The organism is Nocardia sp. NPDC056100, from assembly GCF_042266325.1.
In the GTDB taxonomy this organism is placed as follows: Bacteria; Actinomycetota; Actinomycetes; order Mycobacteriales; family Mycobacteriaceae; genus Nocardia.
In genome coordinates this window covers 868,997-885,143 of the sequence record NZ_JBHJVY010000004.1, presented here as the reverse complement: position 1 = coordinate 885,143, position 16,147 = coordinate 868,997, and the positions used below count along the sequence as shown (strand labels likewise).

Annotated in this window: 15 protein-coding genes; 5 read left to right on the top strand and 10 right to left on the bottom strand. The window is 67.5% G+C overall.

Annotation, left to right across the window (positions count from 1 at the left end):
* Positions 1–20: 20 nt before the first annotated feature.
* The 5 genes from ACFC0O_RS34500 to typA all read right to left on the bottom strand — a co-directional run bounded on the left by ACFC0O_RS34500 (position 21) and on the right by typA (position 5,421).
* A complete protein-coding gene (locus tag ACFC0O_RS34500) occupies positions 21–533 on the bottom strand; it encodes a hypothetical protein (protein ID WP_375965507.1) in 513 nt (170 codons plus the stop codon).
* Entirely contained in the window at positions 530–688 is a 159-nt protein-coding gene (locus tag ACFC0O_RS34495; RefSeq protein WP_194852736.1) for a hypothetical protein, read from the bottom strand. Before ACFC0O_RS34495 ends, ACFC0O_RS34500 begins: the two co-directional genes overlap by 4 nt.
* Before the next feature lie 3 nt (positions 689–691).
* Positions 692–1,621: an N-acetyl-1-D-myo-inositol-2-amino-2-deoxy-alpha-D-glucopyranoside deacetylase gene (gene mshB, locus ACFC0O_RS34490; RefSeq protein ID WP_375965504.1), complete on the bottom strand. Its 930-nt coding sequence runs from the start codon at positions 1,619–1,621 to the stop codon at positions 692–694.
* Positions 1,618–3,372: an ABC transporter family substrate-binding protein gene (locus tag ACFC0O_RS34485; protein ID WP_375966419.1), complete on the bottom strand. Its 1,755-nt coding sequence runs from the start codon at positions 3,370–3,372 to the stop codon at positions 1,618–1,620. Before ACFC0O_RS34485 ends, mshB begins: the two co-directional genes overlap by 4 nt.
* A 153-nt stretch (positions 3,373–3,525) precedes the next feature.
* Entirely contained in the window at positions 3,526–5,421 is a 1,896-nt protein-coding gene (typA, locus tag ACFC0O_RS34480) for a translational GTPase TypA (protein WP_375965502.1), read from the bottom strand.
* A gap of 151 nt (positions 5,422–5,572) precedes the next feature.
* Here typA and ACFC0O_RS34475 point away from each other — a divergent pair, with 151 nt between their 5' ends.
* Together ACFC0O_RS34475 and ACFC0O_RS34470 are read left to right on the top strand one after the other, a co-directional pair.
* On the top strand, positions 5,573–5,752 hold the full coding sequence (locus ACFC0O_RS34475; protein ID WP_084522846.1) for a hypothetical protein: 180 nt from the start codon (positions 5,573–5,575) through the stop codon (positions 5,750–5,752).
* A gap of 20 nt (positions 5,753–5,772) precedes the next feature.
* Positions 5,773–6,066 carry a 4a-hydroxytetrahydrobiopterin dehydratase gene (locus ACFC0O_RS34470; RefSeq protein ID WP_375965499.1) on the top strand — a complete coding sequence of 98 codons (294 nt, stop codon included), beginning with the start codon at positions 5,773–5,775 and terminating at the stop codon, positions 6,064–6,066.
* On the opposite strand, the gene ACFC0O_RS34465 is transcribed toward ACFC0O_RS34470, so the two are convergent.
* Positions 6,008–7,228 (bottom strand): mannosyltransferase, encoded by a 1,221-nt coding sequence (locus ACFC0O_RS34465; RefSeq protein ID WP_375965495.1) that lies wholly within the window; start codon positions 7,226–7,228, stop codon positions 6,008–6,010. The genes ACFC0O_RS34470 and ACFC0O_RS34465 overlap by 59 nt on opposite strands.
* 317 nt (positions 7,229–7,545) lie before the next feature.
* Here ACFC0O_RS34465 and ACFC0O_RS34460 point away from each other — a divergent pair, with 317 nt between their 5' ends.
* The gene (locus tag ACFC0O_RS34460; RefSeq protein WP_364640118.1) at positions 7,546–8,334 is read left to right on the top strand and encodes a hypothetical protein; all 789 of its coding nucleotides are present in this window, start codon (positions 7,546–7,548) and stop codon (positions 8,332–8,334) included.
* 113 nt (positions 8,335–8,447) lie between these two features.
* Positions 8,448–8,813 (top strand): hypothetical protein, encoded by a 366-nt coding sequence (locus ACFC0O_RS34455; protein ID WP_375965493.1) that lies wholly within the window; start codon positions 8,448–8,450, stop codon positions 8,811–8,813.
* Between the two features lie 7 nt (positions 8,814–8,820).
* On the opposite strand, the gene ACFC0O_RS34450 is transcribed toward ACFC0O_RS34455, so the two are convergent.
* The 4 genes from ACFC0O_RS34450 to ACFC0O_RS34435 form a co-directional block, all read right to left on the bottom strand.
* Positions 8,821–9,573 carry a DUF1906 domain-containing protein gene (locus tag ACFC0O_RS34450; RefSeq protein ID WP_375965490.1) on the bottom strand — a complete coding sequence of 251 codons (753 nt, stop codon included), beginning with the start codon at positions 9,571–9,573 and terminating at the stop codon, positions 8,821–8,823.
* 261 nt (positions 9,574–9,834) lie between these two features.
* Positions 9,835–11,046 carry a hypothetical protein gene (locus ACFC0O_RS34445; protein WP_375965488.1) on the bottom strand — a complete coding sequence of 404 codons (1,212 nt, stop codon included), beginning with the start codon at positions 11,044–11,046 and terminating at the stop codon, positions 9,835–9,837.
* A 165-nt stretch (positions 11,047–11,211) separates the two neighbouring features.
* Positions 11,212–11,823, bottom strand: a complete 612-nt coding sequence (locus tag ACFC0O_RS34440; protein ID WP_364640131.1) for a CHAP domain-containing protein — start codon at positions 11,821–11,823, stop codon at positions 11,212–11,214.
* A 175-nt stretch (positions 11,824–11,998) separates the two neighbouring features.
* Positions 11,999–15,517, bottom strand: coding sequence for a BTAD domain-containing putative transcriptional regulator (locus tag ACFC0O_RS34435; protein ID WP_375965485.1), 3,519 nt, complete (start codon positions 15,515–15,517; stop codon positions 11,999–12,001).
* A 148-nt stretch (positions 15,518–15,665) separates the two neighbouring features.
* Here ACFC0O_RS34435 and ACFC0O_RS34430 point away from each other — a divergent pair, with 148 nt between their 5' ends.
* The gene (locus ACFC0O_RS34430; RefSeq protein WP_375965483.1) at positions 15,666–16,145 is read left to right on the top strand and encodes a hypothetical protein; all 480 of its coding nucleotides are present in this window, start codon (positions 15,666–15,668) and stop codon (positions 16,143–16,145) included.
* Positions 16,146–16,147 lie beyond the last annotated feature (2 nt).

Below are 16,147 nucleotides of genomic sequence, written 5' to 3'. Positions count from 1 at the left end.
CGAGCCCCGAATCGACCGGACTAGCGCACGGCCTCGATCTCATGGGCGTAGCGGGAGGTCGCCTTCCAATACAGGTACAGCCCCGGCGGCACCAGTCCGCACAGCAGCAGCGCCATGGTCGGCCAATCACTGATGAGCAGGGCGTCGCCACCCGGCCCGCTGCTCGCGCACACCAGGAAACCCAGCGTCCACACCGTCAGCGGAATGATCATCACCGGAATCCGCCGGCTCACCACCGACATGCCCATGACCAGCAGCACATTCACCACCCCGGCGAGCAGTGCGGTGATCGGCAGCGGAATAGCACCGGCGGTGGTGCTGGTCGAGGCCAGCGGCGCGGCGGCGGCCAGCACCGGTTCACTCATCGGCGCGTTCGCGTGGCCGACGTAGATAGGCAGGTACAGCACCTCGAGCACCAGCGTGATCAGCGCGTCGACGGTGAGGAACAGCCCGATGGCAGCACCCACCCAGGGCCGCCCCGGCACACTGCCCAGGCCGACGCGCTCACCGTGCTTGGCGACGGCGGACGTCACGGCACCGGCGGGAAGCCGAGCAGGGTCAGCAGGTGACTCTGCATATCGACGAATCCGTACAGCACCGACAAATACAGCTCGTGCTGCGCCTGGAAATTGGGGCGCTGACTTTCGACGAACGCCGCGATCGCATTCTGCAGATCCCAGTTGTACATGGCTCAGTGTCTCATCTCGATCGACGGTGAAACCTGTGCGCCGGGCAATCCGGCGAACAGATCGTGCTCACGCCCGTCCGCTCCGACCGGACCGCGCTGCCCGCGCACCAGAATGTAATGCTCCTCCGGCAGCACCGGCTGGGCGATATTGTTCGACAGCGCGAATTCGCGGCCGGACGGCGCGACCGTCACCTGGGTGGCGTGCGCGCGCAGTGCCGCCCGCTTGGCGGCCAGCGCATCCGCCACATCCACCGTGGTGGTGACGGATTCGTGTGGCACACAGGCCAATTCGCCGGTGTGCGGCAGTCGCCAGCCGGGCGGAATCGCACCCGGCAGCTGATCGACCGTGCGCCGCTTGAGCGCCTCGGTATACATGGCCAGGGTGGCGCTGTCGGTGACGGTCCAGTACGCCTTCGGCGTCTCCCAGCCCCATTCGGCGGCGGAATCGACTGCGGCCATGGTGATCTCGTGCGCCCGAATATGGTCCGGATGGCCGTACCCGCCGCGCGGGTCATAGCCGACGACCACCTGCGGACGCAGTTCGAGGATGATCTGCACCAGCGCGTCGACCGCTTCCTGACCGGATTTCACGAAGGCCCGCGGATTGCGCGCCGCCGGAGTCCCGGCCATACCGGAATCGCGCCAGCGGCCCGCACCGCCCAGGAAAAGCGGCGGACCCGCATCCAATTCGGCCAGGGCCCTGGACAATTCGAGAATCCGGTAGCCGCCCAGCTGATCGGCCTGAGCCGCCACCAGCCGCGCCCACCGCTCCCCGATGACCTCACCCTCCTCACCGAGGGTGCAGGTCACCACCGTCACCGGAATACCGCGCCGCCGATAGTGCGCGATGGTGCCGCCGGTGGTGATGGACTCGTCATCGGGATGCGCGTGCACCAGCAGCAGCCCGCCCTGTCCGGGCCCGAAGTCGGTCATGGCAGCCGCCGCCAGTTCGCGGCATCGGCGAAGATGCCGGTCTGGATCGCACCGCTGAGCGAGACGCCGTCCACCCGGGGTCCGGCCGCCGCCACCTGCGTGTCCTGCACGATCGGCAGCACCGTCGCCAGATTCCACAGCGCGGGCTCGGAATCGCCGATCACCTTGCCGACATCGATCCCGCGCAGCGCCACATCGATACCCGGCTGCAACACCGGATCGCACACCCCGGACAGATTCGACGGGGCCTTCTTCGCGGCATCGGAGACGGTGCTGTCGGTGCCCGTGCCCGAGGCGTCCGGAATCGGCAGCGGCGGGCAGCCGAACCGCGAGGCCAGCGCGGTCGCCGGATCCGCGCCCGCATGCTCCCAGCCCACGATCGCGTCCACCCCGGAATCGGTGGTGTCCTTGCCGTACAGCTGTGCGGCGGCGATGCTGCGCACCATCACATCGATTCCGGCACTGCGCAATTGGTCGGCGGCGGTATTGGCGACGGCCAGCGTGGCGTCATCGCCCTCGACCGCGCCGATCCGGACCGTCAGCGTCTTACCGTTCTTGGCGATCGGACGGGGTTGCGGCGCGGGCGAAGTCGGCGACTGCGTCACCGCGGGCTCGGCCGCCCGGCCGTATCCGGCCTCATTGAGCAGACCGAACACCTCCTCGGAGCTGAGCCGCGGCGGTTGCGTCGCAACATAACCCGGGTCCGAGGGCGCGAGCACCTGTGCGCGCACCGGCTCCACCCAGCTGCCCGTCTGCGCGCCGACCGTGGCCAGCAATACCGGATCCAGCAGTCCCAGAACGGCTTTGCGCACCCGCACATCGGCCAGATCACCGGTGCGGCCATTGAGCACCAGCTGCATCTCCCGGGACTGCGCCTGAATCGCGGTGCGGACCGACGGAATCGCCGCCAACTGCGCCTGCAACGCGACACCGCCGTGCACCAGCGCCATCTGCGCGTCACCGACCCGCAGCGATTCGGCCACCTGCGCCGGAGTTCCACCGCGCCGCAGCAGAATCTGATCCGGCACCGCGGGCTTACCCCAGTAACGGTCATTGCGCTCGAGCAGAATCTCCTCGCGGCCGCGATCGGCCTGCTTGATCCGGAACTGCCCGCCGGAAATCCGAATGGTGTCCACCAGGCCCTGTTCGAACCCGGAATCCTTCACCAGATGCTGCGGCAGCAGATCGGTGAACAATTGCCGCCAGGCCGGATACTCCTCGCGCAATGTGACGGTGACGGTCTTACCGCCCGCCGACGAACTGACATCCGAAATGAGCCGGTACCCGGCGGGATCCACCACACCGGGCTGCGTGATCATCTGCTGCCACAGGTATTTGAAATCCTCGGCCGCGATCGGAGCGCCATCGGACCAGGACGCCTCGTTCTTGATCTGATAGGTGATGGTGAACGGCTCCTGCGCCGTCACATCCGCCGACACCATCAGCGCCGGATCCAGCACCCAATCCGAACCACCCGGCACCACGGTATTGGGCACCGACCGGAACGGACTCGGCAGCACCATCGACGACACCGCGGACGTCGCGGGCGAAAGCTGCGACCGCAGATGCGGATTGAACCCGATGCCGATATCGTCCACCGCCACCACCACGGAATTCTTACCGGGCTTGGCGGGCTGCGTCTTCGGACTGTCGGTGGACTCGATCGGCGGTGGCGGATTCGCGGTGCATCCGGTCGCGACCGTCACGACCGTCGCCACCGCGATCAGCACCGCACGCCACTTCGCGCGCATCCGAGCCCTTCTCACGTTCGGCACTCTACTTCAACGCCCCTTCCGCACCCGGTCACCGGCGTCGCGCTCAGTTCGCGACCGCATTCGACAACTCCGGCGGCCCACGGTCGCGAACAACCATGAACCGCCGGAGTTACGGCAGAGCTGTGAAAATCAGTTGGCCGCGCGGTCGCGGGCCTTCTTGCGGGAGAGCTCACGGCCACGCTCGGTGGCACCGAGGATCAGCTTGCGCACGCGCACGACCTCGGGGGTGACCTCGACGCATTCGTCGTCGGTGCAGAACTCCATGGCCGCTTCCAGATCCAGGTGCAGCGGCTTGGCCAGGGTCTCGAAGACGTCGGCCGTGGCGGACCGCATATTGGTCAGCTTCTTCTCACGGGTGACGTTGATATCGAGATCCTCCGCGCGCGGGTTGATGCCCACGACGTGACCCTCGTAGGTGTCCGCGCCCGGCTCCACGAAGAACTGACCGCGATCGGACAGCTGGATCATGGCGAACGGGGTGACCGAACCGGCACGGTCCGACACCAGCGAACCGGTGTGGCGGGCGCGGATCTCGCCGGCCCACGGCGCGTAACCGTCGAAGATGGCGTTGGCGATACCGGTGCCGCGGGTCTCGGTGAGGAAATCGGTGCGGAAACCGATCAGACCGCGCGAGGGGACGATGAACTCCATGCGCACCCACCCGGCGGAGTGGTTGCTCATCTGGACCATCTTGCCCTTGCGGGCGGCCAGCAGCTGGGTGACCGCACCCAGGTACTCGTCCGGGCAGTCCACGGTCAGCTCTTCGAAGGGCTCGTGGATCTTGCCGTCGACGGTCTGGGTGACCACCTGCGGCTTGCCGACGGTCAGCTCGAAGCCCTCGCGGCGCATCTGCTCGACCAGGATGGCGAGCGCGAGCTCACCACGACCCTGCACCTCCCAGGCGTCCGGACGGCCGATGTCCAGGACCTTCAGCGACACATTGCCGATGAGCTCCTTGTCCAGGCGATCCTTGACCATGCGGGCGGTCAGCTTGTGCCCGGACACGCGACCCACCAGCGGCGAGGTGTTGGTGCCGATGGTCACCGAGATGGCGGGCTGATCGACGGTGATACGCGGCAGCGCGACCGGGTTGTCCACATCGGCGAGGGTGTCGCCGATCATGATCTCCGGAATGCCCGCGACGGCGACGATGTCACCGGCGATGGCCTCCTCGCCCGGCTTGCGCTCCACGCCGACGGTCTGCAGCAGTTCGGTGATGCGGACGGTCTTATTGCCCTCGGGGGTCATCCACGCCACGTTCTGACCCTTGCGCAGGGTGCCGTTGTGGATGCGGACCAGGCCGATACGGCCGAGGAACGGCGAGGCGTCGAGGTTGGTGACGTGCGCCTGCAGCGGGGCGGTCTTATCGCCCTTGGGGGCGGGCACGTACTTCATCAGGACCTCGAACAGCTCGTCGAGGTTCTCCGCGTCCGGCGCGCTGCCGTTCTCGGGACGGTTGGTGGACGCCTTGCCCTCACGGCCCGAGGCGTACAGCACGGGCAGGTCCAGGGCCAGCTCGGCGGCCTCGGAGGCTTCGTCGTCCAGATCGGAGGCGAGGTCCAGCAGCAGATCGTGGCTCTCCTCGACGACCTCTTCGATGCGGGCGTCCGGGCGGTCGGTCTTGTTGACCACCAGGATGACCGGCAGCGAGGCGGCGAGCGCCTTGCGCAGCACGAAGCGGGTCTGCGGCAGCGGGCCCTCGGACGCGTCGACCAGCAGCACGACACCGTCGACCATGGACAGGCCGCGCTCGACCTCACCACCGAAGTCGGCGTGGCCGGGGGTGTCGATCACGTTGATCACGGTCAGCGAGCCGTCGGCGTTGTGCCGGTGCACCGCGGTGTTCTTCGCGAGAATGGTGATGCCCTTCTCGCGCTCCAGATCCCCGGAGTCCATCACCCGGTCGACCAGCTCGGCACGTTCGGCGAATGCGCCGGACTGCCGCAGCATCGCGTCGACCAGTGTTGTCTTGCCGTGGTCGACGTGCGCCACGATGGCGACGTTACGGAACTCGACAGACGACACAGTAAATTCCTCCTGGTGCAAAGGGTTGGCCCGACCCGGCGGGTCATGCATGGGGAAAGTAGAGATTCCACCGGGCATGCGGCGAGCTACACACTACCGTTGGTTGGAACTCACACGTTTAGCGCTCCCGAGTTAGGTTAAGCTAACCAACATGGGCAAGGTCAAGGCGAAGGACGTTTCGAGTCTGAAGCCGAAGAAAAAGTGCTGCCGCAAGAAAACGCGGTGTCTGAAATGCCCTGTCGTCATCATGCGCATGAAGAAGCTGGAAGCCTCGGGCTGCTGCGGCAAGAAAGAGCTGAAGAAGGGCCTCAAGGCCGCACGCGCGGCGTGAATGCGGGGTACACCGTAAGCATGACCCCAGCCCAGCTCTCCGAAGAAGACCTCGCCAAGGCCCTGCACGAACTCCCCGGCTGGACCCGCACCGGGGACAGCATCTCCCGCACCGTCGAAGCCGCCTCATTCCTCGCGGGCATCGAACTGGTGCGCCGCGTCGCGGTCGCCGCCGAAGCCGCCAACCATCACCCGGATATCGATATCCGTTGGCGCAGAGTCACTTTCACACTCTCCACACATGACGCCGATGGGCTCACGGCACTGGATGTCGCGCTGGCTCATGAGATCGATCGACTGGACGGACAGAGCTAGACCGGCCCGCCCACGCCACCCAGGCGTAGAACACCAGCACGCCGATCACATCCACCGCGCCCAGCCAGGACAGAATGCCCGGCCGCGAAACCGTCCAGATCGACGACTGGAAGAACCCGAGCACCCAGGGCACCCCGATCGCCGTGGTGACCAGCCAGTATCCGGCCACCCACCGAGCGCCCGCGACCTCCCGCATGGGTCCGTACACCAGCCACAGAATGACCGGAATCAACCAGATCCAGTGGTGCGACCAGGAAATCGGCGACACCATCAGACCGAACAGCTGCACGATGACGAGCGTGCCCAGCAGATCGTCCTTGACCAGCGCACGCCACGCCAGCACCGCGAGCACCGCCGTGATCAGCACCGCCACCAGCCACACCGGCCCGGACACCACGTCATGGCCGAGGAAACGGCTGAGCGCGCCGCGCAGCGACTGATTCGTGGACGAGGCCACCGGGCCGATCCGGGACGCGTCGCCCAGCAGTTCGGTGAAGTACTTGCGCGTCTCATCGGGGGTGATGGCGAAGGTCAGGCCGATGGTGCCGAAGAACACAATCGCCGACCACGCCGCGTCCAGCCAGCGCCGTCGTGCCACGAAATACAGGCCGGTCACGGCGGGTGTCAGCTTCACCCCGGCGGCCGCGCCGACCAGCGTGCCGGACACCCACCACTTCGTGCTGCGCACCGCGAGCATGGCGATAAGCACCAGGAACACATTGACCTGGCCGTAGTCGAAGGTGGTGCGCACGGGTTCGAGCCACATGCCGACGGCCGTCCACGCGACCGCCGTCGTGCGCCAATACTGTTGCCGCAGTGCGTCTTTGCCGAGCATCAATTCCAGCGCGATCCACACCACGCCGAACAGCGCCGCGACCGTGGCGAGCAGCCAGCCGATGGCGACCACCGAGAACGGCAGGAAATGCAGCGGATAGAACACCAGCGCCGCGAACGGTGGATAGGTGAACGGCAGCGGAAAATCGGGTGTTTTGCTGGCGTCCGTGTATTCATAAAGATTTCCACTGCCCAGATTCGCCGAACCGTCCACATAGACGTGTAGGTCGACGAAATTCATGCCGTTCGGCAGCAGCAGCACCCAGGCCAGGCGCGCCAGTACGGAGAGGCCGAGGGCCACGGCAGCCAGGCGGAAATGTCGATTCACGGCTCGGGACTTTCAGCTCGGGCAGCGGATGACGCCGGGATACACCTCGAACAGGCCGAATACCGGCGGGCTTGCGGGCCTCGACAAGAGTAGTCGCACCGCGCGTGGCGCCCTGCGTCGCGCTCCCCCTGCTGTAACATTCGCATCACTGACCCCATCAGTAACAGCACTTCGGGTCGGCCGTTCGATAGCTTTACCTGATATAGGACGCCAAGATCACTCCGTGGCTGTACAACCGGGCAGCCCGGTCCCTAGAGTGGCGCGGAGCGATGCTCCATCGCCGCTAGTTGCACCCGAAGGTAAGGACGGCTACACCAGTGCTTCGCACCCGAGGATCGCGGTTCGCAACCACCGCAGTGGCCCTGGCCGCCTGTGCCACCGTGGCCGTGCCCACCACCGCGTTCGCCAAACCGGCACCGGCACCGCAGCAGGTGACCGCGACCATTCCGATGGTCCCCGAAGGCGTTTCGGTCGATGCGCTCGCTTCGCTGATCCCGGCCATCATCGGTGCGGCCGCCGGGCCCGCCGATATCGCGGCTCCCGGCCCGCAGACGGCCATCCTCGATCAGGCCAAGCAGATCCTGGCGACGCTGAACCTGCCGCAGTCCATCAAGGACACGCTGAACAAGATCATCACCTTCCTGGACGGCAGTGGCGGCGGCGGTCCGGACATCCCCAAGGACGGCCCGGTCATCGCCCAGTTCCTGTGGCCGACCATCGGTAAGGGCTGCATCGGCTCCGGCGCGGACTCGGTGGGCACCGCGCTCGCCGTCGCCGGCCCGGCCCAGCTGCCCCCGCCCGGACCGGCCGCGAGCCAGACCGGATTCGTGTTCACCGCGCTGGGCACCAAGCGCCCCACCGAAATTCAGACCCCGCCGATGACGGTGCAGTGGCTGAACCTGGACACCCGCCAGTCCGGTGTGGCCAACCTGACCGATGAGGCCAAGATCAACCCGGACGGTCCGGCCACGCTGTCGGCCATCGTCAACACCGGTGGCGGTCGCGTGGTCGCCGTGGTCTCCGGTTCGCTGACCACCCAGGCCGATGCCGAATCGCAGCCGATCACCTGCTCGTTCCTGCCGACCATCGGATTCTTCACGGTCTGACCGGATTCCACGGTCAGCCGAGAATTTCGCCCCTGTTCCACCCGCGCGACAAGCCGGGAGGGACAGGGGCCGAATTCTTTCTGCGGCCCGAGCCACTGTGGTAGACCGGGGATATGGCCGCTGCGAACTCCACCCCTCGGGGCATCAAGTCGCGCCGATCGATCCTGTCGATTCGTTCCGAGGGATCGATCCTGTCGATCGGCTCCGCCTATTCGATCCTGTCCATCGGCAGCGTCGGATCGGTGCTGTCGATCGGCTCCGCCGGATCCTTCGGCTCACTGCTCTCGTCCGCGTCGTTCGGCAGTATCGGATCGGCCTTCTCCGGCCTGTCCCGCTGGTCGATCTTCTCGTGGAACGGTGACCGCCAAGCCTTTTCACAGGGCCCGGACGCCGACAACGTCGACCATCACCACACCCTGCGCGTGGTCCCGGACGAACCGGATCTGCTCGAAGACCCGACCCGCCACTGCCAGACCTAGCCCGGAGTTACCACCACTGCCCGTAGGCCGGGGCGAGGACGGAATTCACGTCGACGCTGATGCCGCCCACCGAGCGCTTGTCGATCTCGAACTGGTGCAGGTGGGCGTCCGGGTGCACGTACCCCTTCGGGGTGCCCCAATTGTGTTGCCAGAAGTAGGAACCCAGGCCCGCGTCGCGAATGTTGTCGATGGTCGGCGAATTGGCGTAGACCCCGACGCGCGGGCGGCCCAGGACGGTTTCCCAGCCGCGCAGGTACGGATCGATCATGGACTCGAAGTCGGCGTCGCTGGGATTGTCGTCGATCGAGGCGTAGATGGGCGCGTTATCGGGTCCGCCCGCGGCCTTGTGCAGCACCAGGCCCCGGGTGGCGTGCTGGACTCCGGCTTCGAAGCCGCCACGCCAGTCGGCGGTCGGTCCCTTGCCGAACTGGTAGCAGGACACCACCGATAGTCCGGCACTGCGGAGCGCATCGACTTCCCTTGCCAGCAGCGGTTTTCCGGCCATCCATTCCGCGCCGGGACGGCGGTCCGAGACATAGCGGATGACGCCCATATGCCCGTCATCGCTGATCGCGTCGACATCGGGGACGCCACCCGCGTAATCGAGCAGGGTGCCGAGTTGTTGCCGCGCCGAGGCGATCGGGGCGGGCAGGGTGAATCCGGCGGTGACACCGGCGGCCACGGCCGCACTGCCGAGCAGGAATCCGCGACGGCCCACCGCGCGGTCGGAGAGAGCATTGCGGGCACGGGACAGACGCATCGCGGGACTCCTTCGCACACTCGCTGACCGAACATGCCGATCGCGTGCGCACCGAGAGAGCTTGCCCGTGACCGGTAGAACTCTTGCGGCGTGCCCGGCGCACCTTCCCCGATGACCCGAGGGTCATCCGTGCGCCGGGAGCCTTTGACGTGCCCTCATTTCACCATATTCACATTGGAATCGCCAGACACACACGGCACATGAGCATCATTAGTCCCATACGTGCGCAATCGGGCACATCGGAAATGGAAGAAATCCGGGTCAGACCCGCGTGCCGTCGAGCCGCGCGCCCACATCGATGGTGCGGCGGGACGCATCGGCAACCTCGGCGCGAACCACCGACGCCACCTGCGCGACAACCTGTTTGCGGATACCCGCCAATTTGCCGAGCGTGGCGGCGCGCAGGCCCTGCGCCTTGAGCTCGAGTTCGATGTCCTCGGCCGCGGGCGGCGCGGCATCGATGATGATCAGCAGCGGATCGGCGGCGCGGGCGGTCAGCGCCACCGGTACCTGCACCTCGGCGCTGTACCGATTCGATTGCAGCACATCGACGGTGATGTCCAGGCTCACCGGAATCGTCAGATCGAAGGTCACCAGATCCGATTTATCGGGGGTGTCCGCCTCGGGCATCGGATGATGTTCCACCTTCGGCAATTCCGCGATCACCGGCTCCGGCGGCGACGGTGCGGGCAGATGCGTGGACTCCACGATGCGCGGCAGTCGCACCGTGCCGTGCACCGCGACCTGCGCCTTGTTACCCGGTCCGGTGCGAATCGGGCCGACCTCGATGGGCTTGCCCGCCATGGCTTCCACCACCTCGCGCACCCGGTCGACGGTGACGATGCGCTCGAAGAAGCGGTGCCCGAATTCGCCGTAGCCGATCCACGCGTGCGCGGGCGAGCCGCGATAGGGCGAGCGGCTGCCATTGAGAATGGCCTCCACGTCGAAGGTGCGCCCGCGCTGGGCGTCCGGATCGGCGAGGATGCCGTTGATGCGATTGGCGACCTCGTTCTGCACCAGTTTGGCGATCGGGTCGACGAGCAGATCGAAGGCCGCGCCGATGGCCTGCGCACGCATGACGAAACTGACGTCGCGGCCGGTCACGGGCGGAATATCGATGACGATGAGCAGCGGATCCGCGGTGCGGGCGTGCAATTTCAGATCGATGTCGACGACCGCCTCCAGGCGTAATCGCTGACCGCCGAGGGTGACGTCGACCCGGAAGTTCACCGGCAGCGCCACATCGAAGTGCACATGCGGGCCGCGCCGGATGATGGTGGGTTTGCCGACGCTGCCCTTGGCGACGAATCGAGCCAGGCCCGCCGGGCCGATGCTGAATGGTCCGATGGTCATACCGCGCCCGGCCATTCCGGAGACCGCCGCCTCGATGCGGGATTCCGTGACCGCCGCCGCCACGAAACGTTCGCCGAATTCGGCGTAATCGATCCAGGTCGGCTCGTCGGACGGAGTCATCCAGCTACTTTCGTCGGGCGGGGATCCCTGTCCTGCCGATGAGGGGGCAGCAGGACAGGGACCAATCGGCGACGCTGCCGGGCGCCGCCGAGACCATCGTAGGCGGAAGAGTCTCGGAGTCCCACCCTCGCGCGCCTGCTTTTCCAAAATGTGGAACTGGACTGTTCACAATCGGCCGTATCCGACGACCCCGGAAACCTCGGCGGGACGGATGCGATGAATGCTGATCTTGCCGAATTCATTGCCGCCGATCGTGGTGATCGAGTCGGCATCGGCGTCGATGACGATATTGGTGTGCTGGCTGAACACACTGCCCGCCGCGTACATCACCACATCGCCGATATGCGCGCGATATCCCGGCTCCTCGAAGCGCTGCTGCTGCCGGTAGTACGCCTCCAGGGTGGAGACGCCCGGAATACGCCAGGACCCCGAATTCGGATTGTCCAGCGGCCGGCCGGATTCGCGCATCACCCAGCTGACGAAATCCGCGCACCACGCCTCTCGCACACCCTCGGCATAGGTCTCCCCGCCCGGCTGCCGCCCGAATTCCCGCTTCGTGACATCCAGAATGCGCAGCTGCGTCTCATCGAGCCCGGTGCGATCCACGGCCGGGAAACTCCGCAACCGGTCCCCCGCGATGGCGTAATCCGATGAATGGTCCTGCCACCAGCGCACTCCCGCCGCCCCGCCCACGGCCAGCAGCACCAGCACGGCCGCCACCACCGCGGGCCAGCGCCGCTTGCGCCTGCGCACCGGCCGTTCCAATTGCACGGTCATACGATCCCTCCCCAGAATCCGGCCGAAGATCAGCCGCTACCCAGTCTGACGCCCCGCGTCGGCCCCGGGTTCCCATGCACACAACACCTCCACAACTCCCGCCCGAACCCGGCACGCATTGCCCGGGCCGAGCGCCTCTCGGGTTGCCGCGACCAGCCCGAGGCCCGTGCGGTTGTCAGTCCGAGTGGCCGGGGACGCGGCACATCTGTCCTCGGGTGCCACCGCGCACCGGGTCGCTGCGCGGCGGAACGCGGTGCTGGCCACCGCGTTCGGCGAGCAGGGCCAGGTCCACCTCGAGCCGCGCTCGCAGACGTTCGGCCGAATCCCGGTGCGCGGCGGCGATTTCCGGTGCGCCCAGGAATTCGGCGAGGTCGGCAAGGTTGTCGTCCATGGGACCAAGGACGGTCGCGCCGGTTTCCAATCCGGCGATGGTGCCCGCGTAGGGCAGCAGCTGGTCGTACAGTTCGCGTGCCCAGACGTCATCGCGCAGGGCGAGGGCCAGGCGGGCGCGCACCGAGCTGAAGGTGGTCCAGAACTGCGGGGCCAGTGGACCGGCGTCCCGCAATACCTGGCGGGCGAGTTCCTCCTGTCCGGAGTCGACCAGGGCCAGCGCGTAGCCGTATACGAACAGTTCGGGCTTGATCGCGGCGCGTTCGCGCATCTCGTCGACGAAGCCGGACATGTCATTGCGCTGCCAGGCCAGTGAGATGGCGATGCCGATGTGCAGGGCGTTGGGTTCACGGGCGGGTTCGGCGACGCCCGGCTCGGTCAGGATGTCGTCGGCGGAGCGGGGTTCCATGGCGAGCATCAATTCCACCGCGTCGGTATTGCCGCGCAACAGTTCCAGCACCATATCGAAGGGTGCGATGGCGTCGAGCAGATGCCGCAGCTGGCCGTCGGTCGCGTATTCGCCCGCGCTGCGCGCGTGTTCGGCGGCGGCCACCAGATCGGCGTCGGCCAGTGCGACGCGGAACAGCAGATAGTGTGCCAGCGCGCTGAATTCGGTGAGCCGGGCGTCGGTGGCGATCCGAAGCATCCGTCCCGCATGACGTTTCAGCTCGTCGGCGCGCAGGAAGCCGCCATTGGCGAAGGCGGCGAAGGCCTGTGCGTTCAATACCGCGCAGAGCAGATCCGGATCGGGCAGCGGTGCGGCCAGGGCGCTGGCCGCGCGGGCGGCGGCGGCCGCGGCGTCCCGATCATCGAGCGCACGATCGAAAACCGTGGTGATGTGCACTCGAATACGCGTGGTGACCGGAAGTTCCGCATCCTCGAGCGCCAGTCGCAGCGGTTCGCGAATGCGCGGATCCGGGGTGTGCCAATCGTCGACGGACCAGATCAGTGGGGTCGGCCAGCAGGTGGCGGCGCGCGCCAACAGCTCTGCGCCGCCGAGGGTTTCGGCGAGTTCGAGCGCCTGCTCGCGCGCGGCGCGGGCCTCCACGTGCTGACCGTCGTATGCCAGCGCGGTGACCAGTTCGCAGCGGGCCTCCAGCACGGCGACACGGTACTCCCGGGTCGCCTCCGGTAGCGCGTGCCCGGCCAATTCATGCAGTGCCAGCACCGATCGCCAGCGGCTCACCGCATCGGCGCGCATGCGCCGCTCCACGCAGCGCCGCGCCGCCGCGCGCACGAATTCGAGTGCCCGAACAGCGGTTTCGGCGTTGGCGCCGAGGGCGGCGTGATGGGCGAGGGCGTCGATATCGGTGCCGGGCAGCGCGGTGTCCCCCGCCGTCGCCGGGGTGCGGGCGGTGAACTCGGGCAGCGGCGCTATCGCGCCCAGCGATACCGCGGCGGAGTGCGCGAGCGCGTCCATGGGCGCGGGAGTCCCCGTCGCGGCGCCGCCCGGCAGTCTGGTGCACAGCAATTCGAATGCGGCCCAGTGCATTCGGGAGCGGCGCAGCACCGGGATGTCGTAGTAGACGGTTTCCCGGACCAATGCGTGATCGAAGGCGATGCGGCCGCTGCGCTCGGTGCGCAGCAGGCGAGCGGCCTCGGCGGTGGCGATCAGATCGATGAGGGTGTCCGGGGTGTGCGCCGCGGAGGCGGCGAGGGTGGTGACGTCGTTGTGCTCACCCCAGACCGACATATGCCGGAGCAGTTCGGAGACCTGATCGGGCAGCTGCGCGATGCGGCGGCCGAGCAGATCCCGCACGCTGTCCGGTAGGGCGTCGGTGCTGCCCTGTCCGGCAACGAGTTTGGCGAGTTCGCGGACGAAGAGCGGATTGCCGCCGGTGCGGCGGCGCAGCAGTTCCACGGTGCGATCGTCGAGGGTGGTGAGTCCGGCGGCGGCCGCGGCGCTGCGGGTGCCCGCCAGATCCAGGCCGTCGAGTTCGATGCGCTCGGCGGTGAAAAGCGCCAGGGCGGCGGCGGTATCGCGCACCCCCGGTCCGGCTTCGGTGCCGCGCAGGGTGGCGACGATCAGGATGGGGCGATCGCGCAGCCAGTTCACCACCTGCCGCAGCACCTGCAGGGTGGCGGCGTCCGCACCGTGCACATCTTCCAGCACGATGGCGACGGGTCCGCCCGCCGAGCGTTCCCGGCAGGATCGCACCACCCGCCGGGCGAGGGTGAAAGCGTCTGCGGCGGTGTAGGTTTCCGGATCGGCGGCGTCGAGTCCGGTGAGTACTTCGGCCCAGGCCCAGGCGGGCGGCGCGCCCTCCACCTCCGGGCAGCGCCCGAATACGGTGGTCCAGGACTGTTCGGCCAGCCGCGCGACGAGGGTGGCGGCGAGGGTGGTCTTGCCCGCACCGGCCTCGCCGGAGAGCCAGACCAGGCGCACCTGTCCGGTGGCGGCGGTGGCGGCGGCGTCCAGCAGGCCGGTGCGCTGTTCGCGGTAACCGCTGTCCAGCAAGGGATCCGGCGGGTGCGCCGGTTCCGGTTCGGGCGGGCGGATGATCACCGGCGGTGTGATGGGTTCGCTGTCCACCGAATGCGTGAGGATGGCGGTTTCCAGGTCCCGCAGTCCGGGTCCGGGATCCACGCCGAATTCCAGGGTGAGGAATTCACGGCACTGCCGCACGGTGGCGAGCGCGTCCAGGGACTGTCCCAGTCGGTACTGCGCCAGTGCCAGCAGCCGCGCGCATTCCTCGCGTCCGGGATGTTCGGCGAAAACCGGTCGCAGCGCCAGCACCACCTCGGCGGGCCGATTCATCTCCAGCGCGGCCTGGGCACGCAGTTCGGCCGCGGTGAGCCGCAGCGCGCCGAGCCGGGCGGTTTCCTGTACCGCCCAGGACATTCCGGCGAACGATTCGAAGGCGCTGCCGTGCCAGCAGGCCAGTGCGGCGTCCAGCACCCGCACCTGTTCCAGCGGATCGGGGCGCAGCGCCGGATCGCGCATGGCCGATTCGTGCCCGTGCAGCAGCTGCTCGAAATACCAGGAGTCGACCTGTTCGGGTTCGAGATTCAGCGCGTACCCGTGTGATTCGGAGACGATGACGCGGGACTGCGCCCGGCGCGGCCGGTCGGGTTCGAAGACCCGGCGCAGGTTGTGAATGTAGACCTGCAGCGCGGCAACGGCTTTGGCGGGCGGGTCACCGCTCCAGAGGTCGTCGATGAGCCGGTCGGTCGGGACCACCCGGCCGCCCGCGGCCACCAGCCGCCCCAGCACCGCGCACTGCATCGGCGCTCCGGGCGGTACCCGCTGACCTTCGATACTGATGTGCAGCGGACCCAGCACACCGATCCGCGTGACCGCCATCGCGCCGAAACACCCCCGATACCCACTTCACTAACAAACCAAACAGGATCATCAATATGGCAGAAATTCTGCGACAGTACCCAGTCTTGTTATCCCTCTTAACCCAATACGAAGTGAACCGCAAGAGGTGTACCGCACACTGCTCAGAGTGTTAGACCCCTCCCGGCCCCCGCCCGCCGATCTCGCAGTGCTGCACGCACTTACGCATCCGGCGTGCCTGCACGACGGCGCCTTCGACGTAGTGGCCGCGAACAGCGCCTTCCGCCAACTGTTTCCGGGTACCGGCCCCGGCGCCAATCTTTTGACCGCCATCATGCTGGAGCCTATGGCACGGTACCGACTCGGCGACTGGGAAGCCGAGGCGCAGATCATGATCTCGGCCTTCCGCGGCAGCGGACCCGAACTGGTCGCACCCGAACGCCGGGACGAGATCCTGAACCTGTGCCGGCGCGCGCCCGAATGGGATCGCCTGTGGCACAACGAGGCCGACCCGGACCCGCAGATCGAGCGGACCATGCTCATGCGCGAATCCGCCACCCGCGAGGAGCGGCGCATGTACGTGCAGACTTTCCAGTTCCAGGCGCCGCGGCGACCCTGGTCGTTGCTGACGGTGGTGCCCGCCGAATAGGG

Coding starts and splice junctions, on each gene's coding strand:
- ACFC0O_RS34495 (WP_194852736.1), bottom strand. CDS start 688: ATGTACAACTGGGATCTGCAGAATGCGATCGCGGCGTTCGTCGAAAGT.
- mshB (WP_375965504.1), bottom strand. CDS start 1,621: ATGACCGACTTCGGGCCCGGACAGGGCGGGCTGCTGCTGGTGCACGCG.
- ACFC0O_RS34485 (WP_375966419.1), bottom strand. CDS start 3,372: ATGCGCGCGAAGTGGCGTGCGGTGCTGATCGCGGTGGCGACGGTCGTG.
- ACFC0O_RS34475 (WP_084522846.1), top strand. CDS start 5,573: ATGGGCAAGGTCAAGGCGAAGGACGTTTCGAGTCTGAAGCCGAAGAAA.
- ACFC0O_RS34470 (WP_375965499.1), top strand. CDS start 5,773: ATGACCCCAGCCCAGCTCTCCGAAGAAGACCTCGCCAAGGCCCTGCAC.
- ACFC0O_RS34455 (WP_375965493.1), top strand. CDS start 8,448: ATGGCCGCTGCGAACTCCACCCCTCGGGGCATCAAGTCGCGCCGATCG.
- ACFC0O_RS34450 (WP_375965490.1), bottom strand. CDS start 9,573: ATGCGTCTGTCCCGTGCCCGCAATGCTCTCTCCGACCGCGCGGTGGGC.
- ACFC0O_RS34445 (WP_375965488.1), bottom strand. CDS start 11,046: ATGACTCCGTCCGACGAGCCGACCTGGATCGATTACGCCGAATTCGGC.
- ACFC0O_RS34440 (WP_364640131.1), bottom strand. CDS start 11,823: ATGACCGTGCAATTGGAACGGCCGGTGCGCAGGCGCAAGCGGCGCTGG.
- ACFC0O_RS34435 (WP_375965485.1), bottom strand. CDS start 15,517: ATGGCGGTCACGCGGATCGGTGTGCTGGGTCCGCTGCACATCAGTATC.